Source organism: Roseovarius litoreus (assembly GCF_900142765.1).
Taxonomy (GTDB): Bacteria; Pseudomonadota; Alphaproteobacteria; order Rhodobacterales; family Rhodobacteraceae; genus Roseovarius; species Roseovarius litoreus.
This window is the reverse complement of sequence record NZ_FRCB01000001.1, coordinates 336,139-359,671: the sequence shown is the minus strand read 5'-3', so window position 1 is coordinate 359,671 and position 23,533 is coordinate 336,139. Positions and strand designations below refer to the sequence as shown.

The following is a 23,533-nucleotide window of genomic DNA, read 5'->3' as shown; positions in this document are numbered from 1 at the left end:
ACGAGTCGTACGAAACCTACGCGGCTTTGGGACGAAACAGGAAGGCCGGAGCGCGATTTGTGTCCCTTCCGTACACAAACGCGCCCCAAACCCGGATTTCAGATCGTCTGGTCGTAGTCACCCACCAAGGGCTCGGTCCGGATGACGGCATCGAGATCGGCGAAGATCGCGCGCATCTCGGCGTCGCTGTCGCTGCTTTCGCAGACCACCACGAGATTGGGGGTGTTGGAGGAGGCGCGCACCAGCCCCCATGAGCCGTTGTCGAGGATCACGCGGGCGCCGTTGACGGTGACCACCTCCTTGATGGGGCGACCGGCGAGCGTGTCGCCGGCATCGGCCTTGGCGGCGAGCTTGGCCACGATCCGGTCCAGCACCGCGTATTTCTCGGTGTCGGCGCAATAGGGCGACATGGTGGGGGTCGACCATGTCTGCGGCAGGGCGCGGCGCAGGTCGGACATCGACATGTCGGGATTGCGGTCCATCAGTTTGCAAATCTCGACCGCGACACGCATTCCGCAATCATAGCCCCGGCCCACCGGTTCGGCGAGGAAGTAGTGACCGGATTTTTCGAACCCGGCGAGGGCGCCGATTTCCTTGACCCGGCGCTTCATGTGGCTGTGACCGGTTTTCCAGTAATCGGCCTTGGCGCCGTTCTTGTGCAATTCGGGATCGCTGGCGAAAAGGCCGGTGGATTTCACATCGGCCACGAAGGTGGAGCCGGGATAGAGGCGCGACAGGTCGCGGGCCATGATGACGCCGACCTTGTCGGCGAAGATTTCCTCGCCCTCGTCATCGACGACGCCGCAGCGATCGCCATCCCCATCGAAGCCGAGCGCGAAATCAGCGCCGGTGGCGCGCACGCTGTCGGCCATGTCGTGCAGCATTTCCATGGCTTCGGGGTTGGGGTTGTAGTTGGGGAAGGTGTAATCAAGCTCGTTATGGGAGGCGATCACCTCGACCCCGATACGCTTGAACAGTTCGGGCGCGAAGGCCGAGGCGGTGCCGTTGCCGGTGGCGCAGACGACGCGCAGTTTGCGGGTCATGCGGAAATCGCCGACCAGATCATCGAGATAGGCCTCGCGCACGCCATCGACGAATTCATAGGACCCGCCGGGGGCGGGCTGACCCTCGCCGCTCAGCACGATGTCGCGCAGTTCGGCCATTTCATCGGGGCCGTGTGTCAGGGGGCGATCGAAGCCCATCTTGACGCCTGTCCAGCCGTTGGGATTGTGGCTGGCGGTGACCATCGCGACGGCGGGCGCATCGAGGTGGAACTGGGCGAAATAGGCCATCGGCGACAGGGCCGGGCCGATATCGCGCACCCGGATGCCGGCCTGCATCAGGCCGATGATGAGCGCGTGCTTGATGGCCAGCGAATAGTCGCGGTAATCGTTGCCGACGGCGATTTCGGGGCGGATGCCACGGCGCTGCATCTGGGTGCCGAGGCCGAGGCCAAGCGCGGTCATGCCGGGCAGGTTGATTTCGTCGGGGTATTTCCAGCGCGCGTCATATTCGCGAAAGCCCGTGGGGGCGATCATCGCATCGCGCAGGAATTCCCATGTGTTGGGGGTGACGGTGGGCAAGGGTTTGGTCATTGCGAAATCTCTTTGTCAGGCGTGGTCAGATGCTGAGCGGGTTGGCCTTGGCCACTGTGTCGAGCGCCTTGAGGACACGCAACAGCTCGTCCATCTGGGCGAGCGGGATCATGTTCGGCCCGTCCGAGGGTGCTGTGTCGGGCGCTTCGTGGGTTTCGATGAACACCGCCGCCACGCCAAGGGCCACGGCGGCGCGGGCCATCACGGGGGCGAATTCCCGCTGGCCGCCGCTGCTGCCGCCCTGACCGCCGGGTTGCTGCACGGAATGGGTGGCGTCCATCACGACGGGATAGCCGGTGGCGGCCATTTGAGGCAGGGCACGCATGTCGGCGACAAGGGTGTTGTAGCCGAACGAGGTGCCCCGTTCGGTGAGCAGGATGCGGGTGTTGCCGGTGCTTTCGATCTTGGAGATCACGTTGGGCATGTCCCAGGGGGCGAGGAACTGCCCCTTCTTGACGTTGACTGCGGCGCCGGTTTCGCCGGCGGCGATCAGCAGATCGGTTTGCCGGCACAGGAAGGCGGGGATTTGCAGCACATCGGCCACCTGCGCCACGGGGGCGCATTGATCGGGCAGGTGAATGTCGGTGAGCACGGGCACGCCGAGCGCGTCCTTGACCGATTGCAGCACCTTCAGCCCCTCATCCAGACCAAGGCCGCGCTTGCCGGACAGCGAGGTGCGGTTGGCCTTGTCGAAGCTGCCCTTGAAGATGAATTGCAGCCCATGCGCGGCACAGGCCGCCTGCATGGTGCCGGCGATCATCTGGGCGTGATCGGCGGATTCCAGTTGGCAGGGGCCTGCGATGAGGGTCAGGGGCTGGTCGTTGCCGACATGCAGCCCTTTGATGTCGACCTGTCGCTGCGTCATTGGGATACCTGTTCGCGGAGGATGGATGCGGTGAGTGACAGCATCAGGTAGATACCGGCGAAGATCAGGAACGCAAGGATCGTATTTTCGAAGGACCGCGGATAGGAGGGATCCTCGGACGGGACGGGGCGCACGCTGACGGTGAGGTAGCGGACCTGTTTGTTGGCCTCGATCTCGGACTGGCGCTTGGCTTCGAGGGCGGCCTGCAGCACCATGTCGGAGGTGGCGAGATCGGCCTGCGCCATCTGGATCGCGGCGGCCTGAGAGGCGAGCGAGGCGTTGCCGGCGGAGGCTTCGGTCAGGCGGGCCTTCTGTTTGGCAAGCTCGGTGGTGAGCACATCGACCTCGCTGCGCAGGGCGGCGACGCGGGCCTCGTTGGGGCGCGGGTTGTTGAGCTGCGTGTTGAGGGCGAGCTGTTTTTCCTGCAGCTGCATTTCTGCGCTGCCGATCAGCTGGCGGATATTGGCCACCTCGCCTTCGGGGTCGAGAATGGTGCCTTCCTGCAGGCTGACCAGCCGTTCCTGTGCGGCGCGGCGTTCTTCCTTGGCCTGTTCCAGGCTTTCGACGGCGGTGCGCACGGCGTCCTGACGTTTTTCGACGCTGAGTTCATCGACGCGTTCCTCGGCATAGTCGATGAGCTGCTCGGAGAAGCGCGCGGACAGCTCGGGGTCGGCGGTCGACAGCTCCATGCGGATCACGCCTTCGGTGGGGTCGTAGCCCAGTTTGACGTATTTGCGGTAGAGCTTGTAGGCGTCCTCGTTCGAGGCGTCGGGGGCGAGGCGCTGGATCGGGTCGATCCAGGGCTGGCTGAAATGGTCGCGGAAGCCCAGATCCTCGTCGAGGCGCAGCATGGCGTCCTTGGATTGCAGATAGGATTGGGTGGCGATGGAATCCTGTCCGGTGGCGAACTGGCTGGGCAGAAGGCCGCCAAGCCCGCCTCCGCCGCTGCCGCTGCCATCGGCGGTGAGGATCAGGAATTCGGACTTGGTGGAATACATCGGGGTCGCGACGGCATAGAAGTAGTAGCCGGCGATCAGGGTGGGCAGGAAGACGAAGGCCATAAGCCGGGTGAAGAGCAGCGCCATCTTGCGGCGGCGGCGGCGGGCGATGTCGCGCTGGATGCTGGTGATCTCGGCGGCGCGGCGATCCGCGGGGCTGAGGCCGTGGGCGGGCAGGGTCTGTTTCGCGGTCTGGATGGTCTGGGGCAGCTGGACGCGGCCGCTGTCGCCCGGTTCGCTGTCGGGATGGCCGCTCAGAAGTTGCGCGCCGCCGTCGTCATTGCCGCCGCCGCCGCTGCCGCCCAGACCAACCTTGGCGGAGACCAGCTCGAGCATGGAGCCACGTTGAAACGGGTCGATGCCGCGCGCGCGCAGGAGGCGCACCGCGTCGAAATCCGAGGTGGGCGCCAGCCCGTGTTTCTGGGCGAGGCGACGGGCCATGCGAAGCTCGCGCCCGGTGAGGCCCTGCTTGCGGATGTCTTCGATGGTTTCTTCGGATGACAGCTCGGCTCTGGAGAGCAGCTCGCCCTGGCGAAGGGTGTCGTCGGGCGTGTTGGCAGCGGCCGGCGCCGTGACCGGGGTGTTGTCGCCATGCGCGTCGACCATGCCCGGCTGGGGGCTGCGGCGGATACGGAACTTTCTAGCCTTGGGTTTCGTAGTCATAGAGTTCTTTTGCCTCTTCCAAGGTGTCAAACATATACAATTTGCCGTTCATCAGAACCGCCGCCGAGCGCGCGAATTTCTCGAGGATATCGGGGCTGTGGGAGACGATGATGACGGTGGTGGTCGCCAGCCGCTCGCGCAGGATCTCGCCGGCCTTGCGGTTGAATTCGACATCCGTGGAGCCGGGCATCCCTTCGTCGATCAGGTAGATGTCGAAATCGAGCGCCAGCATCAGCGCGAAGGAGAAGCGCGCACGCATCCCCGAGGAATAGGTGCCGAGGGGCTGGTCGAAATATTCGCCCAGATTGCACAGCCAGCGGCAGAAGGCTTCGATGTAGTCGGGATCGAGGCCGTAAAGCCGCGCGATGTAGCGCGCGTTTTCCATAGCGGAGATCTTGGGGACGACGCCGCCCATGAAGCCGAGCGGAAAGCTGATCCGGCAGCCGCGCCGTATTTCGCCCTCGTCGGGTTTTTCCAGACCGGCCATCATGTTGATGAGGGTCGTCTTGCCGGTGCCGTTGGGAGCGAGGATGCCGAGAGAATGGCCGAGCTCGACACGAAAGGACACGCGGTCAAGGATCACCTTGCGCTGCGTGCCCGTCCAGAAGGACTTGCTCACCATGTCGAATTCGAGCATCCACTTGCTCCGATACTGCTCTGTCCTCACCCTCTTGAGCGGGGTTTGGTTAAGACGTAACTCATCACTTAACGGCTATTATGCCGGATAGATCAGTTATATTACAGTAAAACAGGGCTTTTTTATGCCCATTATCGCAAAAAAATATGCGCAACCGGCGGCGCAGGCCCGTTTCAGCGGGGCGCCGGTCAGGTTTCAGAGGCGCGGGTGAGCGACAGGCGCGCGGTTTCCAGATGCTCTTTCATGATGTTCGCGGCGCGTTCGGGCTCGCGGGTGCGGACCGCGTTGAGGATCTGGCGGTGCTGCACGTTGTAGATCCCGATGGTGCGCGAATCGAGCGTGAGATGGCGCATCCGGGTCCAGTCGTCTTCGGAGCGGACATTGGCGATCTGGTCCAGAATCCAGATCAGCAGGCCGTTGCGGGTGCATTCAGCGAGCGCACGGTGGAAATCGGTGTCGGCCTCGGAAAAGGCCACGGGATCGTCGAGGCACTCTTCCATGCGGTTGCAGAGATCTTCCATGCGGTCGAAATCGGCATGGCGTCCGTGCAGCACGGCGAGACGGCAGATATGCGGCTCGAGCGCGAATCGGGTGTCCATTAGTTCGAGGGGGGTGGCGTTGCGGATCGCGTTGGTCGAGGTCTCGTCGGGCTTGTGAACGACATAGGTTCCGCTGCCGGCGCGGGTTTCGACGAAGCCCTCTTTTTCCAGATGCGTCAAGGCTTTGCGGATCGTGCCACGGGCGGCGCCGTAGGTCTCGGAGAGGACGCGTTCGGGGGGCAGGCGGTCATGAAGTTGCAGGCTGCCCTTGGAAATTTCGCGTCGGATCAAAGCCGCGATATCCGCGGCACCGAGTTTCTGATCTGCTAAAGCGTTCATCATTTCCTCTCGATTTTGAACCAATAATATACCAGAGCCTTGGAAATTTCACCTACTCATTTGGCATTGGATCAAAAGTGGTTGACTTTTGGATCGGCCATCGGAAACACTTTGCTTATCCGCGCTCCACCGACCGGCGTGACACATAGGGCGTCACGGCAGGCAGGCAAAGACTGGGACAAACACAAATGGTGTTTCCTGATACCGTAAAACGACAGTTTGCCAAAGCCGTGGCCATATGGGCCGCATCGGGCGGGTCTGCGCGGGGACTGACCAAAAATGGACCAAGTGCGGGCAGTCTGTCCCGCCGAGGACCTTATCCCGCGGGTCCGGCATGGGGGGGCTCCACCCCGGCCCGAGCCGCTTCTACCCATCTGCGTGGAGCGACAATCACAGAGCCGTAAAGCGGGCGTCAGACCCGGCCGCGGCGGAACCATCAGGGAGAATGAAAGTGGCTGAGACAGATCTGGAAAGATTCGTAGAGGCGCCGGGGCGCGACGAGAAGATCAAGCAAGTACGCAAGAAGATCGACGAGCTGGGGATCGAGTATCTTTACCTGCAATTCGTGTCGGTCACCGGCAAGATCATGGGCAAGGGCATTCCGGCGGATCACTGGGAAAGTGTCGCCAAGAAGGGGTTCCAGCTGGTCTATGGCGCCACGATGAACCTGTTCACCAACCGCGCGGGCGATTACATGGGCTATGGGCCTGAGGCTGCCGAACTCATTGGCATCCCCGAGCCGGAAACCTTCATGCAGCTGCCCTGGGCGCCCGAGATCGGCCGCTTCTATTGCACGCTCTTCCGCAACCGTGAGGAAAAGGAAAATCCCGGTGGCTATCTGACGGCGGATTGCCGGGGCAACCTGCGCCGCTTGCATGATGAATTCACCAAGAAGCACGGCACCAAGCTGCGGATCGGCACCGAGCCCGAGATGATGTGGCTGAAGTTCGACGAGAACGGCAAGCCGCGCGACGGGTTCTCGAAGCCCTATTGCTATCATATCGACCAGTTCGAAAGTCTGCGGCCCGTGTCGCTGCAGGTGATCCGCTATGCGCGCAAGATGGGTCTGGACATGATCCAGGGCGATCACGAGGACGCGCCGGGGCAGCTCGAGCTGAACTGGATGTTCGACGATGTGCTGCGCAATGCGGACCGGTTGACCACCTATCGCCAGATCTGTGCGCAGGTGGCGCGGGAGAACGGGATTTTCGCCTGTTTCATGACCAAGCCGTTCATGGGCGTGTCGGCGTCTGGCTGCCACCACAACATGAGCCTGTGGTATGGCGGCGAGGATGAGTTCGTCAGATGCGGCAACGACCCGGACAACCTTCCGGGGATGGTCGACAACTACATGTATGTGAAGGGTGGCGAGAACACGTTCATGCCCGACACGGACGATCCGCAGATGCCGGGCAAGGAAGGGCTGAAGGCGATCGGCGGTGTGGTGCATCACCTGCAGGCACTGACCGCGATCGGCTGTTCGACGGTGAATTCCTATCGCCGGCTTTGGGATACGGGCTTCTGGGCGCCGGTGTTCAGTGACTGGGGCTTCCAGAACCGCACCACGGGTCTGCGCGTGTCGGCGCCGGGGCGGTTCGAGTATCGGTCGGTGGATTCGATGGTGAACCCCTATCTGATGGGCACGACCCTGCTGGCGGCGATGGATGACGGGCTGGAGAACAATCTCGATCCCGGCGAGCCCGAAGAGCGCAACATCTATGCGGCGATGGCCGAGGGCAAGGACGTCAAGAAGCTGCCGATGTCGCTGGGTGAGGCGCTGGACAAGCTGGCGGCGGACGAGGCCGTGCAGCGCGGCCTGCCCGGCGAGATGTACCGGCTTTACGACGAATACAAGCGCGACGAGGTCGCGAGATTCATGTCCACCGTCACCGAGTGGGACAAAGAGATGTACATGGAGTGTCTGCCCTGAGGCATTCGATGTCTTGGCGGCAGGCGATTATGCCTGCCGCCCCCCTGAACGACGCAAACTGAGGAGGCGCATTCAAGATGTGCGGAATTGCTGGATTGATCCACAAGGGCAAGAGCGCGAATGTCGGGTCCGAGATGACCGCGATGCTTCAAGCCCTGAAACACCGGGGGCCGGACAGCACCGGATATGCTGTCTACGGCGAACCGAAGGATGGCGACTATATCCTGCGGCTGAAGGTGGCCGAGGCCGAGGACATGGCCAAGGGCCGGGGGATCACGCAGATCCTCGAGACGCGCGTGCGCGAGGTCGAAGAGATCATGTCCGAGTGCGGAGCCACCGTGAAGGACCGCCAGAGCGCCACGAAATATGCCCATCGCTATGTGCTGGGCCATGACGGCGACGAGGCGAGCATCGGCGAGATGGCCAAGATGATCGAAGAGGTCGACGGCGTCGAGATCCTGTCGATCGGTCGGGGTCTGGAACTGATCAAGGACCTGGGCGATGCATCGGTCGTATCAGGGCTTTACGGGCTGAACGATTTCGTGGGCACCCACGGTATCGGGCACACGCGGATGGCCACGGAATCGGATGTCGACATCAAGTCGGCGCATCCCTATTGGGCGTTTCCCTATAACGACGTGAGCGTGGTGCATAACGGCCAGATCACCAATTACTGGATCATGCGCCGCGAGATGGAGCGCAAGGGCCACCGGTTCATGTCGAATTGCGACAGCGAGTTGCTGGCGGTCTATACCGCGCATAACCTGGCAAACGGCATGTCGCTCGAAGACAGCCTGCGCAAGTCCATCGGCGAGATCGACGGGGTGTTCACCTATCTGGTGGCGACCAAGGATCAGCTGGGCATGGCCAAGGACACGATGGCGGCGAAGCCGCTGGTTCTCTACGAATCCGACGATCTGATCGCGATGGCCTCGGAAGAGGTGGCGATCCGCGCGATCCTTCCGGAAGAAATCGACACTTATGACCCTTACGACGAGGAGGTCCGGGTATGGCAAGCGTAACCGACGCAGAATTGAAACAGATGAGTCAGGACGAGCGCGCCAAGGCGCTTGGAATGACCACGGAGCAGCTGACGGGCAAGTCGCTCTATATCGAGTTCGATCCCGAGGCCACCGATCGCTACACCTATCCGTGGGCGTATGATGTCGATTTCAACAAGCGCACCGAGATCGACACCGACAACCTGACCACGACCGAGGTGAATATCGCGATCCGCGAGAAGATGAAGGAAGGCTATGGCACGATCGTGCTGCAGAATCCGCGCGGCAAGCACAGCCTTGGCGTCGGCATCCTGAACAAGCTGAATCTCATCATCGAGGGGTCGTGCGGCTATTTCGGTGTCGGTCTGATCGACGGTCCGAACGTGCGGATCACCGGGCGCGTGGGCTGGTCCTGCGGCGAGAACATGATGTCCGGCACCATCGTGATCGAGAAGAACGCAGGCTCCACCTTTGGCGCGGCGATGCGCGGTGGCGATCTGGTGTGCCGTGGCTCGGTCGGATCGCGCACGGGCATCGACCAGAAGGGCGGCACGATCATCGTGGGTGGCGACACCGGCGCGCTGTCAGGCTTCATGATGCAGCGCGGACGCATGGTGGTGTGCGGCAATGCCGGCAAGAACCTTGGCGATTCGATGTATGACGGGATGATCTTCGTGGGTGGCGAAATCAAGTCGCTGGGCGTTGACGCGGTCGAGGCCGAGTTGACCGATCTTGACCGGCAATGGCTGACCCGGAAGCTCACGCAATACGGGCTGATGCCCGACAAGGGCGTGGATCATTTCACCAAGATCGTGGCTGGCAAGCAGTTGTGGAACTACGACAACCTCGAGCCGTCCGAGAAGAAACTCATTCTGTAATGGAACGGCGCCCGGCGCCTTCCGTTACCCGCAAAAAGGAACAGACACATGGCTGATGGCGATCTGCCCACCAAGAAGCCCCTTGCGCGCGACACCTACAGGCTGGGAGATTCCTTTATCTTCCCGCCGCGCGTCATGGATGACATCCACATCAAGTCCGAGCTTGGACGCTACCGGATGCGGGGGTTTTCCCTTTTCAAGAAGATCCCGCATTGGGATGACCTGACCTTCCTTCCCGGCACGCTGACGCGTTTCGTTATCGAGGGCTACCGCGAGAAATGCGAAACCCGCACCGTGATCGGACCGCGCGCGAAAAAGCCGCTGGTTCTGGATATCCCGGTCTATATCACCGGCATGAGCTTTGGCGCGCTGAGCTATGAGGCCAAGACCGCGCTGGCGCGTGGCGCCACGATGGCAGGCACGGCAACCTGTTCGGGCGAGGGTGGCATGATCCCCGACGAGCGGCGCTACAGCTCGAAATGGTTCTACCAGTGCATCCAGTCGCGCTATGGCTTCAACCCGCATCACCTGGTTCTGGCGGACGGGTGCGAGTTCTTCATCGGTCAGGGCTGCAAAGTGGGTCTTGGCGGGCATCTGATGGGTCAGAAAGTGACCGACCAGGTGGCCGAGATGCGCAGCCTGCCCGCAGGTATCGACCAGCGTTCGCCCGCCCGTCACCCCGACTGGCTGGGGCCGGATGACCTTGCGCTGAAGATCCAGGAGATCCGCGAAGCGACCGATTGGCAGATCCCGATCCAGCTCAAGCTGGGGGCGGCACGGGTTTATGACGACGTGCGCATGGCCGTGAAATGCGACCCGGATTCGATCTATATCGACGGGATGGAAGGCGGGACGGGCGCCGGTCCGCACCTTGCCACCGAGGATACCGGTGTGCCGGGCATGGCGGCGATCCGTCAGGCGCGCAAGGCCATCGACGATCTGGGCAAGCGCGGCGAGATCAGCCTTGTCTATGCGGGCGGCATCCGCAACGGCGCCGATGTGGCCAAGGCGATCGCGCTGGGCGCGGATGCCATCGCCATCGGTCATTCGGCGATGATGGCGCTGAACTGCAACAAGGACATCCCCGAGGCCAATTACCAGGAAGAGATGGGCGTCGAGCCGGGTTATTGCTACCATTGCCATACGGGCCGTTGCCCGGTGGGTGTGGCCACGCAAGACCCCAAGCTGCGCGAACGTCTGGACCCGGATGCGGCGGCGGAGCGTGTCTACAACTTCCTGCACACGCTCACCATCGAGGCGCAGCTCTTCGCCCGCGCCTGCGGCAAGACCTATATCCATTCGTTGGAGCCCGAGGATCTGGCCGCGTTGACGATGGAGGCGTCGGCGATGGCCGGGGTGCCGCTGGCCGGGACCAACTATACGGTCGGCGTCGAGGACTATCACCACTTTTAAGGTGGGCCGCCCCTGCGCCGCGTGATCCGTGGCGCAGGGCACCACCCCGCCAAAGGAGGACTAAACCATGGCTGGAACACAGTATCGCGGCTCCGAGATCAAGGATGTCGACCAGTTCCTGAAGGATGCCGCCGGACTTGAATCCGAGCGCGAAAAGGAAATCGGCCAGCATATCGGCTATCGTTATGACGTGAACCTTGTGCCGGATTACGACCGGATCACGCCCTTCCTGACGAAATACATGGAGGTGATGGGCTGGGACGATCTGAACTGGCTGGAGGATGTGCATATGGGGTACGAAGAGGGCGCGCCTGCCGTCTTTGACCGCAACAACAATGGCTGGGTGCGGGTGCCCGACAGTATCGAGCTGCCCGACAACCAGCAGGACAGGGACATGATCGCACGTGAAATGCTCATCAAGTTCCAGATGTCCGACCGGCATCCGCTGGTCACGTTGCGCAAGGCCTATATGAAGTTCTGACGCATATGCCGCGCCCGCTTGATATCGCCTGTCTGCAGACACGGCCCCGGCCCGATTTCGCCGGAGCCGTGGCCGAGGCGATGCCGCTGGCCGAAGCCGCGGTCAAGGCGGGCGCGGATATCCTGTTTCTGCCGGAATATTGCGGCGGTCTGCGCACCGAAGATGGTGCGCTGGCCCCGCCGAGCGCACCCGAGGAGAGCCATCCGTTTCTGGCGGCGATGCGGGATTTCGCGGCCAAGCGGAGAGTCTGGATCAATATCGGGTCGATCGCGGTGGATGGGCCGGACGGGCGGATCATCAATCGTGGCCTGATGCTGGATGATCGGGGCGAGATCCGGGGGCGCTATGACAAGATCCACCTCTTTGACGTGCAGCTGTCCGAGGCCGAGGTCTACCGCGAAAGCGCGCATGTCAGCCCCGGTCATCGCGCGGTGATCCATGACACGCCGTTCGGCAGGATCGGCCATACGATTTGTTACGACCTGCGGTTTGCACACCTCTTCCGCAGTCTGGCGCAGGGCGGGGCGGATATCCTGCTGTGCCCTGCCGCCTTTACCCGCAAGACCGGAGAGGCGCATTGGCATGTGCTGAACCGTGCGCGGGCGATCGAGACCACGCGCTTCGTCGTCTCGGCCTGCGCCATTGGGCCGGTGCCGGGGGGCGGAGAAAGCTATGGCCATTCGCTGGTCGTCAGCCCCTGGGGCGAGGTGATCTGCGATGGCGGCACGCTGCCCGGCGTGGTGCAGGCCCGTATCGACCTTGATGACATCGCCCGGGCCGAGGGACGCATCCCGAGCCTGACCGCCGACCGGCCATTCACCCTGACCCAACCCAGAAGGAGCGTCGCATGAGTTCGTTGGCGGCACAGTTCGGACAGAGTTTTTCGGACCATCCCCTGCGCAAGGCCTTCATGAAGTGGCAATGCCGCGTCAGGCAGATGTCGATGCGCGATGAAGATGGGCGCCCCGGCGATCCGATCATGCCGGCGGTGCTGTTGCCGGATCAGGCGGAGCCGCTTGGCCATATCATCACGGTGATGAACAAGGCGCCGGGCTATTCGGTGACGCCCGAGTTGCAGCATATGGCGGCAAAGACGAACGATCCCGCGCAGATCCGCGATCAGGCGATCCGGTTCCTGTCATCGGCCTATTACCAGAAGCCCGAGGAGTTTTCGGATATCCTGACGGCGACCTTTCCGCCGGGATCACCGGGGGCGGCGCAGATCCATGCGGCGGGGCGGTGCCGTTTGATTTTCGACGCTTACGCGCAGCGGTTCGATCTGTCGTGCAAGGTCTGGAGGCTGGCGCCGCACAACCTTCTGCACCAGGCGACGGTGGCGCATAACAAGCTGTTCAATCCGGCGCTGCCGCCGGATACGGAGGTCTTGGGCTTCGAGCCGGACTGGGCGCAGAGCAGCGCCGATCCGGCCATCCGCTGACCCGCCGCGCTGCGCGGTCAGCCGGTCAGTGGGAGCGGTCGATATCTCCCACGGCCAGCACTGGGGAGGCGTCGATATCCTTGGCGTCGAGCATGGTTGACACACGCTCAAGAACGGCGACGATCATCGCCTGTTCCCAATCGTCGAGCGCCTCGAACTGCTTGACGTAGCGCTGTTGCAGCGCATCGGGGGCGGCGCGCACCTTGGCGATGCCTTCGGGGGTGATGCCAAGCCGGGTCTGGCGGCGATCCTGTTCGGATTGCTGCCGCGTCAGCAGGCCCTTTGATTCCAGTTTCTTGATGAGCACCGAAATCGTTGCCTGCGTCACGCCCATGCGCTGCGAAAGCTCGGTCGGGGTGGCGTAGCCTTTTTCCGATACGATCTGCAGCACGCGCAACTGCACCGCTGTCAGGCCCGCCTCGCGTGCGAGATCGCGCGAATACATCTCGGTGGCGCGCAGGATGCGTCGCAGGGCGATGAGGCTGATATCTGTCCGGTCCAAATCAATCTCCGTCAAGGATCGCGACAGATTACTTTTTTTGCGGAAATCCGCAATCCGCGAAGTAGTTTGGTTCATATGTCTAACTGTTTGTGCCATGACACACATATAATACTAAGGGTAATTTCATTCAATATGCGCGATTTGCCGCATATAGCGCGTAAAAATACTTAGACGGTTGAAATAGAATGTCGGAGGTATATACTTAGTCATGCTAACAACAAGGGATCAGAGCCGTGCATACAATCGAAGGATCGAAACAAAAACCGAAGATCACGTTCCGCAAGCCATGCCGCGAGGATGGTGCGGCGATCTGGGAATTGATCGCGTCCTGTCATCCGCTGGATGAGAATTCGATGTATTGCAATCTGATCCAGTGCGACCATTTCCGCGACACCTGTATCCTTGCAGAGATGGACGGCGTGCCGGTGGGCTGGATCTCGGCCTATGTGATGCCGTCGGACGAGGAGACGTTGTTCGTGTGGCAAGTTGCCGTGTCTGAAAAGGCGCGCGGCCAGGGGCTTGGCTCGCGGATGCTGAAGACGCTGACCGAGCGCGAGGAATGCGAGACGGTCAACCGTCTGCAGACCACGATCACGCTGAGCAATGATGCCTCCTGGGCGCTGTTCGGGAAATTCTCGAAAACAATCGGTGGCAAGCTGAAGAGCCAGCCACATTACACCCGCGAGGACCATTTCGACGGACGCCATGCCACAGAGCATATGGTCACGATCGACTTCGCCGAAGCGCTGAAGCGCGCCGCCTGATCGCGGCCTGCGCCAGCCTTCAACCCACCAGACATAAAGGAAACGCCATGCCGACTGACATGTCAGCCGACTTTGAAATCTTTACACGCCGTGAATCGGAAGCGCGCAGCTATTGCCGCAGCTTCGAGACGGTGTTCACCAAGGCCAAGGGCGCCGAAATGACGGCCGCCGACGGCACCACCTATATCGACTTTCTGGCCGGATGCTCGTCCTTGAATTACGGGCATAACGATCCGGACATGAAAGAGGCGCTGGTCGCTCATATCGCGGGCGACGGGATCGCGCATGGTCTGGATATGTATACGCAGGAAAAGGCCCGGTTCCTGGAGGCCTATGAGGAGAATATCCTCAAGCCGCGGGGCATGGACTACAAGGTGATGATGACCGGGCCGACCGGCACGAACGCCGTGGAAGCAGCGATGAAGCTGGCGCGCAAGGTCACGGGGCGCCGCAATATCGTGGCTTTCACCAATGGCTTTCACGGCATGACCATGGGCGCGCTGTCGCTGACCGGTAATGCCGGCAAGCGGGCCGGTGCGGGCTGTGGATCGCTGTGTGGCGTGACGCGGATGCCGTTCGATGGCGCATTCGGCGACGAGATGGACACGCTGCGCCAGATGGAAATGATGTTCGACAACCCGTCATCGGGTGTCGATGCGCCTGCGGCGTTCATCTTTGAGCCGGTGCAGGGCGAGGGCGGCCTGAACGCCGCATCCGATGAATGGATGCAGGGTGTCGCCCGTCTGGCCAAGAAGCTGGGCGCGCTGCTCATCGTCGATGACATCCAGTCGGGGTGCGGACGCACGGGCACCTATTTTGCCTTTGAAAGCGCCGGGATCGAGCCGGATATGGTGACACAGGCGAAATCGCTGTCGGGCTTTGGCCTGCCGTTCGCCGCGTTGCTCATCAAGCGCGAGCATGACATCTGGAAGCCCGCCGAGCATAATGGCACCTTCCGCGGCAATACCCATGCCTTTGTCACCGGGCGCGTCGCGCTCGAGAAGTTCTGGGCCGATGATACGTTCCAGAACGAGGTGCAGCACAAGTCGGCGATCCTGACGGCTGGGCTGCAGGCGATTGCCGATGTGGTGCCGGGTGCGCGTCTGAAGGGGCGCGGCATGATGCAGGGTGTCGATGTGGGTTCGGGCGAGATGGCGGGCGATATCTGTGCGCGCGCCTTCGAGAACGGCCTGATCATCGAGACATCGGGCGCGGATGACGAGGTGGTCAAGGTGCTGGCACCGCTGACCATCCCCGAAGAGACGTTGCGCAAGGGACTGGACATCCTGCTGGATGCCGCCCGAAATGCGACGGTGCAAAACAAGATCGCAGCGGAGTGAAAATAAGATGATCGTCAGACATTTCGATGATGTGGTGAAGGCCGCAAACTCGGTTTCAGATGCGCGCTGGACATCCGTGAGGATGCTGCTGGCCGATGATGGAATGGGGTTTTCGTTTCATATCACGTTCCTGGAAGCGGGCAGCGAACACACGTTCGAATACAAGAACCACTTCGAAAGCGTGTATTGCGTGCAGGGCAAAGGCTCGATCACCGATCTGAAGACGGGGGAGACCCATCAGATCAAGCCGGGCACCATGTATGCCCTGAACGAGCATGACCGGCACACGCTGCGCGCCGAGGAAGAGCTGGTGATGGCCTGCGTGTTCAACCCGCCGGTGACCGGTCGGGAAGTGCACCGCGAGGACGGCTCTTACGCGGCGCCCGAAGAAGTATCCTGAACTCAGAGGCGCCCCTGGGCGCAAGCCCGGGGGTGAGCAAAGATGACCCAATCGACCCATACAGTCGAAAAGATCGGCGGCACATCGATGTCGCGGCTGGACGAATTGATCGGAACGCTGTTCAAGCGCGACGATCCCGCGAAGATCTATGACCGGATTTTCGTTGTTTCGGCCTTTGGCGGCATTACAGACCTGCTGCTGGAGCACAAGAAGACCGGAGAGGCGGGCGTCTATGCGCGCTTTGCCAATGACGAGGACGATCACGGCTGGCTCGATGCGCTGTCGGGCGTGGCCAAGGGCATGCGCGAGGCGCATGGCGCGGTTCTGGGCAATCCCGCCGATCTGAGCGATGCGGATGATTTCGTGCGCGACCGTGTCGAGGGTGTGCGCAACTGCCTGATCGATTTGCAGCGGTTGTGTTCCTACGGGCATTTCCGCCTGAGCCAGCACATGATGCTGACGCGCGAATTGCTGTCCGGTCTGGGCGAGGCGCATTCGGCCTATGTGGCCACGCTGGCGCTGCGCCGGGCGGGCATCAATGCGCGGTTCGTCGATCTGTCGGGCTGGCGCGATGAGCGGGAAATGACTCTGGAAGAGCGGATCCGCGACGGTCTGAACGATGTGGACCTTTCCGAGGAAATGCCCATCGTCACCGGCTATGCGCAATGCCGCGAAGGGCTGATGGCCGAGTTCGATCGCGGTTATTCCGAGGTGACGTTCAGCCGCATCGCGGCGCTGACCGGCGCGCATGAGGCGATCATCCACAAGGAGTTCCACCTGTCCTCGGCCGATCCGAAGCTGGTCAAGGGCAAGGTGCGCAAGCTGGGCCACACGAATTACGACGTGGCCGATCAGCTGTCGAACATGGGGATGGAGGCGATCCACCCCAAGGCGGCCAAGACCCTGCGTCAGGCGGATGTGGCGCTGCGGGTGACCAACGCGTTCGAGCCGCATGATCCCGGCACGCTGATCGACGATCAGCCCGCCGACGCGCCGGGCGCCGAGATCGTCACCGGGCTTGAAGCGCATGCGCTGGAGTTGTTCGAACAGGATATGGTTGGCGTGAAGGGATATGACGCCAAGATCCTCGAATTGCTGACGCGGCACGGGATCCGGATCGTTTCGAAAACCTCGAACGCCAACACGATCACGCATTACGTGGATGCGCCCCTGCGCGAGTTGCGCAAGGTAGAAAGGGATCTGAACAAGGTCTATCCAAGCGCCGAGTTGACGATCCAGCCGCTGGCCATCGCTGCGGTGATCGGGCGCGATCTGTCGGGGTTGAACGTGTTGGGCGAGGGGCTCAAGGCGCTGGCCACGGACGGTGTCGAGGTGCTGGCCGCGCATCAGACGACCCGCTCGGTCGATGTGCAATTCGTCGTTCCCAGAGAATCGCTGGCGGCTTCAATCGGTGCGCTGCACGGCGCGCTCCTGCCCGCTGCCGAGGTGGCGGAGCTGAAGCCGAAGAAGAAAGCCGCCTGAAAGGCGGCGACATAAACCTGATAAAATTCAGCGACTTGCCCCGTCCGGCCTTCCCTTGGTCCGGCGGGGCTTTTTCTTTGTGGGGGGGAGTGGATAGGGGTAGCGTCCTTTGGTCAGGCCGTTTGGCTGTCTGGGGTGGTGGATGGTGCGTTTGGGTCCTTCTCGGACCATGGTGTTGGGCGCCGCATTTGGCGACAAGGGCGGAAAGCAGAAGTTCGCCGCGCTCACCACGAAGGTCCGCTATGCAGGACAGAGCGGTCATTCATCTGCAACTGCTGAACGACTGCTCCGCCGTGTTTAAAGTCAGGCCGCGTTCGGATCTGCGACGCCTTCGACAACGCTCTCGAGATGCCAGATTTTGGAAACGATCTGCCAACCTGCTTCTCCTTTGACGAAGCCAAGGTGGTCGACGAATACATTGCAATGGGCGCGGATGCGGATTTTCACGGTGGCGTTGATCGGGGACAGGTAGTCGATCAGCAGAATTTCAGCGTCTCGGTCTTGGCCGACACTTGCCGGTGACGTCCGCGTGCCGACGTCTTGCACGAAACTTTCGATAGGCTCGGCGAAGACCGTACCTTTGTCGGAATCGAACAGGCTCGACGTTGAGTGGAAGACAGTGTTCAGTTTTTCGGTGTCACACTCATGGATGCCGTCGAGGTAAAGGTTCACGGCGGCGATAAGATCGTTTGGTGCAGTCATTGAGGGTCTCCATTTAAATTGTTGAAACAGACTTGCCATTTCGGGATCAAAGGCGATACTGGCAAAATGGACAATGTTCGGCCAGATTCTGCCAGATTGCAAATGGCGGCGCGCGACCCTCTTGTATGCGCCATTGCGTATGACGGGCTTTGCACTTTCGAATTCGGCATCGCGGTCGAGTTGTTTGCGCTTCCGCGTCCTGAATTCAAACAGTGGTATCGGTTCGCGACGGTGAAGGCGGAGCCTGGGCCGTTGCGGGCGATGGGCGGGATTGCGGTTGACGCCGAAAGCGATCTGGCCGCGTTGCAAGAGGCCAGCTTGATCATCGTGCCGGGCTGGCGTGGCGTCGATTCACCCGTGCCCCCGGCGCTATGCTCCGCCTTGCGCGCGGCACATAGGAAGGGCGCGCGGATCGCGTCGATCTGTTCGGGAGTTTTTGTCCTCGCCGCCGCAGGATTGCTTGATGGGAAAACGGTCACGACACACTGGCGCTACACCGATCTGCTGACGTCCCGGTTCCCTGAATTGACTGTGGATCCGGACGTCCTGTTTGTCGGCAAAGACGGAATCTACACATCCGCCGGGTCTGCCGCGGGCTTGGACCTCGGGCTGCATATCATCCGTCAGGATTACGGTGCGCAAGTCGCGACCAGTGTCGCCAGAAGACTGGTCCTGCCTGCCCAACGCGACGGAGGACAGCGCCAGTTCGTGCCCAGACCGGAACCACGTGCGCGGGGCGGCTCGAACCTTGCCGCCCTTCAAGACAAAATCAGAACATCACTGGACGAAAGCTGGCCCATTGCCCGGATGGCAAAGGTCGCTGGAACAAGTGCGCGGTCGCTGGCGCGGCGTTTCCATGAAGAATCAGCAGTGACGCCCATGCAATGGCTTAGAGCCGAGCGCGTGTTCCGCGCTGCCGAATTGCTTGAGAATGCCGCCATTCCCTTGTCCGATGTAGCGCAAGCCTGTGGCTTCGGATCGCCTGAAACCTTTCGTAGAGAGTTCCGCAAATTGATTGGTGTGCCTCCGATCAAATACCGAGAGCGGATGAACCTGTCCTAAGCTAAAGGTGCGACGCTAAAGCAGTCGTTGGTGAGGTGCGCAGCATTTGCGACTCTGGGCTCCTAACTGCCGTTCGCTGCACACAACACGACCGTCCGCTCAGGGCCGTTTGCGTCTGCTTACCGAAACGAGGGGAGGGTCTGCGCCATCCCGAACTGCCCCCTTCACTGTCCCAACTGAACCTGTGTCTGCCGCAGCCAAGGCGAGCGCAGAGATCAGGGCAGGCCGATCCGCGACTATGTAGACCGGGGAGAGCGTGATATTCTCGCGAGCGGTGTGTTGAACGAGGATACGTCATGACCGACGCCTTGCCCTATCTGGATCTGAGCGATCCTGCCGTTTCCACCCGGGGGCCCGAAGTCGTGGCGGCGAGGGAGGCGCATTGGTGCGCGCGCACGCCTTATGGGCTGGCGGTGCTGCGCTACATGGAGGTGGGGCGCATCCTGCGAGACCGGCGGTTTCGGCAAGGCAGTCACAACTGGCCCGCGACCGTGGGGATCGAAGGGCGGTTCGCGGAATTCTGGCGGCAGTCGGTGATCGGGCGCGAGGGCGAGGATCACAAGCGGCTGCGCGCGCTGGCGGTGCCGGCGCTGTCGGAGGGCTATGTCGAAAGCCTGATCCCGGCGTTCGATCGCATCGCCGAGGATCTGTGCGCCACGCTGCGCGAGACGGACAGGTGCGAATTTCAGGAGGCGTTCTGCACGCCCTTCGCCGGTCAGGCGATCACCACGCTTCTGGGTATGGAGCGCGAGGCCTGGCCGCTTGTGGCGCATAATGCCGCCGATCTGGGGCTGGCGATGGGGATCGAGGCCAAGCGCCATGAAGCCCGGTTCAACGCGGCCTGCGAGACGCTCTTTCAATTGGCCGATCAGCTGGTGACACGGGTGCGGCGCGGCGAGGATGACTCCAGTTACGTGGCGCGGATGGTGGCGGAGTTCGACGCCAATGGCGATTGCATCCATGAGGAGCTGCTGAACACCATCGTGATTTCGATCTTCGGCGGGGTCGATACGACGCGGGCGCTTCTGGGGCTTGGGCTGTCGCTGTTCATCGAGAACCCTGCGCAATGGCAGGCGCTGCGCGAGGATGAGGGGCTGATCCCGGCGGCGATCGAGGAATTCATCCGCGCCCGGCCCACCACCACATGGGCGACGCGCGAGGCGGTGGAAGATGTCGAGGTGAACGGGCAGAAGATCAAGGCGGGCACGGTGCTGCATCTGCTGGTCCATGCCTCGGCCCGTGATCCTCTGGTTTGTGACGATCCCGGTTTCGACATCACCGCTAAGCGCAAGCTGCATTTCGGGTTCGGGGGCGGCGCGCATCATTGCATCGGGCATTTCGTGGCGCGCACCGACATGGCCGCGGCGCTGCGCGCGTTGCGGCGGACATTCAAGACGGTGGCGTATGGTTCAGGGCCGGAATGGCTTCCCGATAGTGGCAATACGGGTGCTGTGCGGCTTCCCATACGCTACAGTCTGGTTGAGTGAGTTCCCATCCGTGTACGGGATGTGAGAGGGGCGCACGCGTCCCGCCGACGCCGCCGGCCTTGTGAGGGGGGTGTCCCTCAGCCCTTGGCGAGATCCTTGAGGATGGGGCAATCGGGGCGGTTGTCGCCGGCGCATTCGCGGACCAGATGGGTGAGCGTATCGCGCATGGATTGAAGCTGCAGGATCTTGTCCTCGATCTGGGCAAGATGGTCCTGGGCGATGCGTTTGACATCGGCGCTGGCGCGGGTGTCGTCCTTGTAGAGGGCAAGGAGCGTGCGGCAATCCTCGATCGGGAAGCCGAGCGCACGGGCCCGCGCCAGAAAGGTCAGGCGGTGCATGTCCTTGTCGTCGAAGACACGGTAGCCATTGGCTTCGCGATGCGGTGTGACAAGGCCGATCTCTTCGTAATAGCGGATGGTCTTGGCGGGCAGGCCAGTGCGTTTGGCGATATCCCCGATATTCATGGCGGACCTCATTGATGCAAGGGCATGGGCTGTGCCGATGGTGTGGGCGGATGCGAGGCGTCGGGGCGGTCCATGGCGGCGCCGACGCGGCGCAGACGCAGCGCGTTCGACAGCACGAAGACCGAGCTGAGGGCCATGGCGCCTGCGGCCAGCATCGGTGACAGCATGAGACCGGCGACGGGATAGAGCGCCCCCGCCGCGACCGGAATGAGCGCGGTGTTATAGGCGAAGGCCCAGAACAGGTTCTGGCGGATGTTGCGCATGGTGGCCCGCGACAGGTGCAGCGCGTTGACCACGCCCGACAGATCCCCGGAGATCAGCACGATATCGGCGGCTTCGATCGCGACATCGGTGCCGCTGCCCACGGCGATGCCGGTATCGGCCGCGGCGAGGGCCGGGGCGTCGTTGATGCCGTCGCCCACGAAAGCCACGCTGCCGAAGCGCGCGCGCAGCGTGTCGATTGCGGCGACCTTGCCATCGGGCAGGGTTTCGGCCTCGACATGGTCGATGCCCAGCTCGGCGGCGATGGCCTGTGCGGTGGCCTGCGTGTCGCCGGTGATCATCGCCACCTTGAGGCCGCTGGCATGCAGGCTGTCGATCACCGCGCGGCTGGTGGGCTTGACCGGGTCGGCCACGGCGAGAAGGGCGGCAAGCCGCCCGTCGATGGCCGCGAAGACCGGGGTTTGGCCGTCGGCGGCGATGCGGGCAAGGGCGGTGGCAAGCGGTGTTGTGTCGATCCCCTCGCGGCGCATCAGTCGTTCGGCGCCGATCAGAACGTCGTGGCCGTCCACGTTCGCCGACAGGCCGAAGCCGGTGATCGCCTTGACCTGGCGGGCCTGCGGCAGGGTCAGGCCACGGTCGCGGGCGGCCTGTTCGATGCTGCGGGCGATGGGATGTTCGGACTGGCTTTCGACGGCGGCGATCAGGGCCAGTGTCGCGTCCCGCTCATGGCCATTGGCGGTGTCGATCCGGGTGAGGCGGGGGCGGCCCTCGGTCAGGGTGCCGGTCTTGTCGAAGGCGACGACCTTGGCCTCGTCCAGTTTTTGCAGGGCATCGCCCTTGCGGAAAAGCACACCCAGTTCCGCAGCGCGCCCGGTGCCCACCATGATCGAGGTGGGCGTGGCCAGGCCCATAGCGCAGGGGCAGGCGATGATGAGCACCGACACACCCGCCACCAACGCGAAGGTCAGCGCGGGATCGGGGCCGAAGAACAGCCAGGCGGCGATGGTCGTCAGCGCCACGGCGATCACCGCCGGTACGAAGATGCGTACCACGCGATCCGCGAGCGACTGGATCGGCAGCTTGGCGCCCTGAGCCTCTTCGACCATCGAGATGATCTGCGACAGCATCGTGTCGCGGCCCACCTTGGTGGCGCGGAAGATGAGCGCGCCTTCGCCGTTGATCGTGCCGCCGATCACGCTGTCGCCCGGGGCCTTGCCGACGGGGATCGGCTCGCCCGAGATCATGCTTTCGTCGACATGGCTGTGGCCCGAGGTGATCTCGCCATCGATGGCGATCTTCTCACCGGGGCGGACATGGACGATATCGCCGACGCCGAGCGTGTCTATGGCCACCTCAGTCACCTTGCCCTTGCGCTCGACGCGGGCGGTATGAGCCTGCAGGCCGATGAGTTTCTGGATCGCGGCGCCGGTGCGGCCCTTGGCGCGCGCTTCGAGCCAGCGGCCCAGAAGGATCAGGGTGACGATCACGGCGGCCGCTTCGAAATAGACGGCGCGCGCGCCCGAGGGCAAAAGACCGGGGGCAAAGAGGGCGATGGTCGAAAAGCCCCATGCCGCCGAGGTTCCGAGCGCGACAAGGCTGTTCATGTCCGGCGCCCCCTTGAGAAGGGCGGGCACGCCACGGGTGAAAAAGCCACGACCGGGCCAGACAAGCACGAGCGTCGTCAGTGTGAACTGGATCATCCACGAGCTTTGATGGCCGATCGTCTGATGCACGAGGGCGTGAAAGCCCGGGATCACATGCCCGCCCATTTCCAGAATGAACACCGGCAGGGTCAGGAGGCCCGCGACAAGGGTCAGTCGGCGGGCATGGGTGATCTCGGCGGCGCGGCGGGTCGCCTGATCGTCGGAGAGGTCTTCGGCGGGGCGTGCGGGATACCCGGTTTCGGTCACGGCGCGGGCAAGCTCGGTGGGATCGGTGGCGCCGGGCAGGTAGCGGACCTGCGCCTGTTCGGTGGCAAGGTTGACCGACGCTTCCAGCACGCCGGGGCGCGCGCGCAGCGCGTCTTCGACCCGGCCCACGCAGGAGGCACAGGTCATGCCGGACACGGCGAGCGTCAGCGTCGCTTCGCGGGCCGGATAGTTGGCGGCCTGCAGGGCGTTGGTGATGTCGTGCAGATCGGCACCGTCGATCTGCATCTGGGCGGTGCCGGTCGCAAAATTGATCGACACGTCGGAGACACCCGGCACAGCCTGCAGCGCGCGTTCGGCGCGACCGGCGCAGCCGGCGCAGGACAGGTTCTGAACTTCGATGCGGAGTTTGTCTTGTGCCATGGTGTTTCCCTTCGCACCTTCACATAAGGCTTCCAGTGAC

22 protein-coding genes are annotated in these 23,533 nt (G+C 62.7%); 13 read left to right on the top strand and 9 right to left on the bottom strand.

The genetic code is table 11. The features are described from left to right. Positions 1 to 98: 98 nt before the first annotated feature. The 5 genes from F3H35_RS01765 to F3H35_RS01745 form a co-directional block, all read right to left on the bottom strand. Positions 99 to 1,595, bottom strand: coding sequence for a phosphomannomutase/phosphoglucomutase (locus tag F3H35_RS01765; protein WP_149777937.1), 1,497 nt, complete (start codon positions 1,593 to 1,595; stop codon positions 99 to 101). 25 nt (positions 1,596 to 1,620) lie between these two features. Continuing rightward, positions 1,621 to 2,460: a 3-deoxy-8-phosphooctulonate synthase gene (kdsA, locus tag F3H35_RS01760; protein ID WP_149777936.1), complete on the bottom strand. Its 840-nt coding sequence runs from the start codon at positions 2,458 to 2,460 to the stop codon at positions 1,621 to 1,623. Next, the gene (locus F3H35_RS01755) at positions 2,457 to 4,121 is read right to left on the bottom strand and encodes a capsule biosynthesis protein (protein ID WP_149777935.1); all 1,665 of its coding nucleotides are present in this window, start codon (positions 4,119 to 4,121) and stop codon (positions 2,457 to 2,459) included. Before F3H35_RS01755 ends, kdsA begins: the two co-directional genes overlap by 4 nt. Further along, entirely contained in the window at positions 4,099 to 4,758 is a 660-nt protein-coding gene (locus F3H35_RS01750) for an ABC transporter ATP-binding protein (protein ID WP_007816352.1), read from the bottom strand. The genes F3H35_RS01755 and F3H35_RS01750 overlap by 23 nt, the downstream gene beginning before the upstream one ends. Before the next feature lie 188 nt (positions 4,759 to 4,946). After that, positions 4,947 to 5,636, bottom strand: coding sequence for a FadR/GntR family transcriptional regulator (locus F3H35_RS01745; RefSeq protein WP_149777934.1), 690 nt, complete (start codon positions 5,634 to 5,636; stop codon positions 4,947 to 4,949). 451 nt (positions 5,637 to 6,087) lie between these two features. Between F3H35_RS01745 and F3H35_RS01740 the strand changes: the two genes are divergently transcribed. The 7 genes from F3H35_RS01740 (at position 6,088) to F3H35_RS01710 (ending at position 12,777) form a co-directional block, all read left to right on the top strand. Beyond that, the gene (locus F3H35_RS01740; protein ID WP_149777933.1) at positions 6,088 to 7,566 is read left to right on the top strand and encodes a glutamine synthetase family protein; all 1,479 of its coding nucleotides are present in this window, start codon (positions 6,088 to 6,090) and stop codon (positions 7,564 to 7,566) included. A gap of 77 nt (positions 7,567 to 7,643) precedes the next feature. Further along, entirely contained in the window at positions 7,644 to 8,588 is a 945-nt protein-coding gene (locus F3H35_RS01735) for a class II glutamine amidotransferase domain-containing protein (RefSeq protein ID WP_149777932.1), read from the top strand. Continuing rightward, positions 8,576 to 9,445: a GltB/FmdC/FwdC-like GXGXG domain-containing protein gene (locus tag F3H35_RS01730; RefSeq protein WP_149777931.1), complete on the top strand. Its 870-nt coding sequence runs from the start codon at positions 8,576 to 8,578 to the stop codon at positions 9,443 to 9,445. The genes F3H35_RS01735 and F3H35_RS01730 overlap by 13 nt, the downstream gene beginning before the upstream one ends. 48 nt (positions 9,446 to 9,493) lie before the next feature. Further along, positions 9,494 to 10,858: an FMN-binding glutamate synthase family protein gene (locus tag F3H35_RS01725; RefSeq protein WP_007816359.1), complete on the top strand. Its 1,365-nt coding sequence runs from the start codon at positions 9,494 to 9,496 to the stop codon at positions 10,856 to 10,858. 67 nt (positions 10,859 to 10,925) lie between these two features. Then, complete coding sequence (locus F3H35_RS01720) at positions 10,926 to 11,339, top strand: hypothetical protein (protein ID WP_007816360.1); 414 nt, start codon at positions 10,926 to 10,928, stop codon at positions 11,337 to 11,339. Between the two features lie 5 nt (positions 11,340 to 11,344). After that, entirely contained in the window at positions 11,345 to 12,190 is an 846-nt protein-coding gene (locus F3H35_RS01715) for a carbon-nitrogen hydrolase family protein (RefSeq protein WP_149777930.1), read from the top strand. Continuing rightward, positions 12,187 to 12,777 (top strand): hypothetical protein, encoded by a 591-nt coding sequence (locus F3H35_RS01710; protein WP_149777929.1) that lies wholly within the window; start codon positions 12,187 to 12,189, stop codon positions 12,775 to 12,777. Before F3H35_RS01715 ends, F3H35_RS01710 begins: the two co-directional genes overlap by 4 nt. Before the next feature lie 25 nt (positions 12,778 to 12,802). Here F3H35_RS01710 and F3H35_RS01705 read toward each other — a convergent pair whose 3' ends face one another. Next, positions 12,803 to 13,279, bottom strand: a complete 477-nt coding sequence (locus F3H35_RS01705; RefSeq protein ID WP_037295970.1) for a MarR family winged helix-turn-helix transcriptional regulator — start codon at positions 13,277 to 13,279, stop codon at positions 12,803 to 12,805. A 233-nt stretch (positions 13,280 to 13,512) separates the two neighbouring features. Between F3H35_RS01705 and ectA the strand changes: the two genes are divergently transcribed. Genes ectA through F3H35_RS01685 form a run of 4 tightly spaced genes read left to right on the top strand, consistent with a single transcriptional unit; the run spans position 13,513 to position 17,265 of the window. Beyond that, positions 13,513 to 14,043, top strand: a complete 531-nt coding sequence (gene ectA / locus F3H35_RS01700) for a diaminobutyrate acetyltransferase (RefSeq protein ID WP_149777928.1) — start codon at positions 13,513 to 13,515, stop codon at positions 14,041 to 14,043. Positions 14,044 to 14,090: 47 nt separating this feature from the next. Further along, positions 14,091 to 15,383, top strand: coding sequence for a diaminobutyrate--2-oxoglutarate transaminase (gene ectB, locus F3H35_RS01695; RefSeq protein ID WP_223228282.1), 1,293 nt, complete (start codon positions 14,091 to 14,093; stop codon positions 15,381 to 15,383). A gap of 7 nt (positions 15,384 to 15,390) precedes the next feature. Then, positions 15,391 to 15,783, top strand: a complete 393-nt coding sequence (locus F3H35_RS01690) for an ectoine synthase (protein WP_149777927.1) — start codon at positions 15,391 to 15,393, stop codon at positions 15,781 to 15,783. 42 nt (positions 15,784 to 15,825) lie between these two features. Then, a complete protein-coding gene (locus tag F3H35_RS01685) occupies positions 15,826 to 17,265 on the top strand; it encodes an aspartate kinase (protein ID WP_149777926.1) in 1,440 nt (479 codons plus the stop codon). Positions 17,266 to 17,568: 303 nt separating this feature from the next. Here the strand turns inward: F3H35_RS01685 and F3H35_RS01680 are convergent, their stop codons facing one another. Further along, the gene (locus tag F3H35_RS01680; protein ID WP_149777925.1) at positions 17,569 to 17,967 is read right to left on the bottom strand and encodes a nuclear transport factor 2 family protein; all 399 of its coding nucleotides are present in this window, start codon (positions 17,965 to 17,967) and stop codon (positions 17,569 to 17,571) included. A gap of 66 nt (positions 17,968 to 18,033) precedes the next feature. Here F3H35_RS01680 and ftrA point away from each other — a divergent pair, with 66 nt between their 5' ends. Both ftrA and F3H35_RS01670 read left to right on the top strand, forming a co-directional pair. Beyond that, positions 18,034 to 19,029 (top strand): transcriptional regulator FtrA, encoded by a 996-nt coding sequence (gene ftrA / locus F3H35_RS01675; protein ID WP_149777924.1) that lies wholly within the window; start codon positions 18,034 to 18,036, stop codon positions 19,027 to 19,029. Between the two features lie 296 nt (positions 19,030 to 19,325). Then, a complete protein-coding gene (locus F3H35_RS01670) occupies positions 19,326 to 20,516 on the top strand; it encodes a cytochrome P450 (RefSeq protein ID WP_149777923.1) in 1,191 nt (396 codons plus the stop codon). 77 nt (positions 20,517 to 20,593) lie between these two features. Here F3H35_RS01670 and cueR read toward each other — a convergent pair whose 3' ends face one another. Both cueR and F3H35_RS01660 read right to left on the bottom strand, forming a co-directional pair. After that, the gene (gene cueR, locus F3H35_RS01665) at positions 20,594 to 20,980 is read right to left on the bottom strand and encodes a Cu(I)-responsive transcriptional regulator (RefSeq protein WP_149777922.1); all 387 of its coding nucleotides are present in this window, start codon (positions 20,978 to 20,980) and stop codon (positions 20,594 to 20,596) included. Between the two features lie 8 nt (positions 20,981 to 20,988). Continuing rightward, positions 20,989 to 23,493: a heavy metal translocating P-type ATPase gene (locus F3H35_RS01660; protein WP_149777921.1), complete on the bottom strand. Its 2,505-nt coding sequence runs from the start codon at positions 23,491 to 23,493 to the stop codon at positions 20,989 to 20,991. Positions 23,494 to 23,533: the final 40 nt, after the last annotated feature.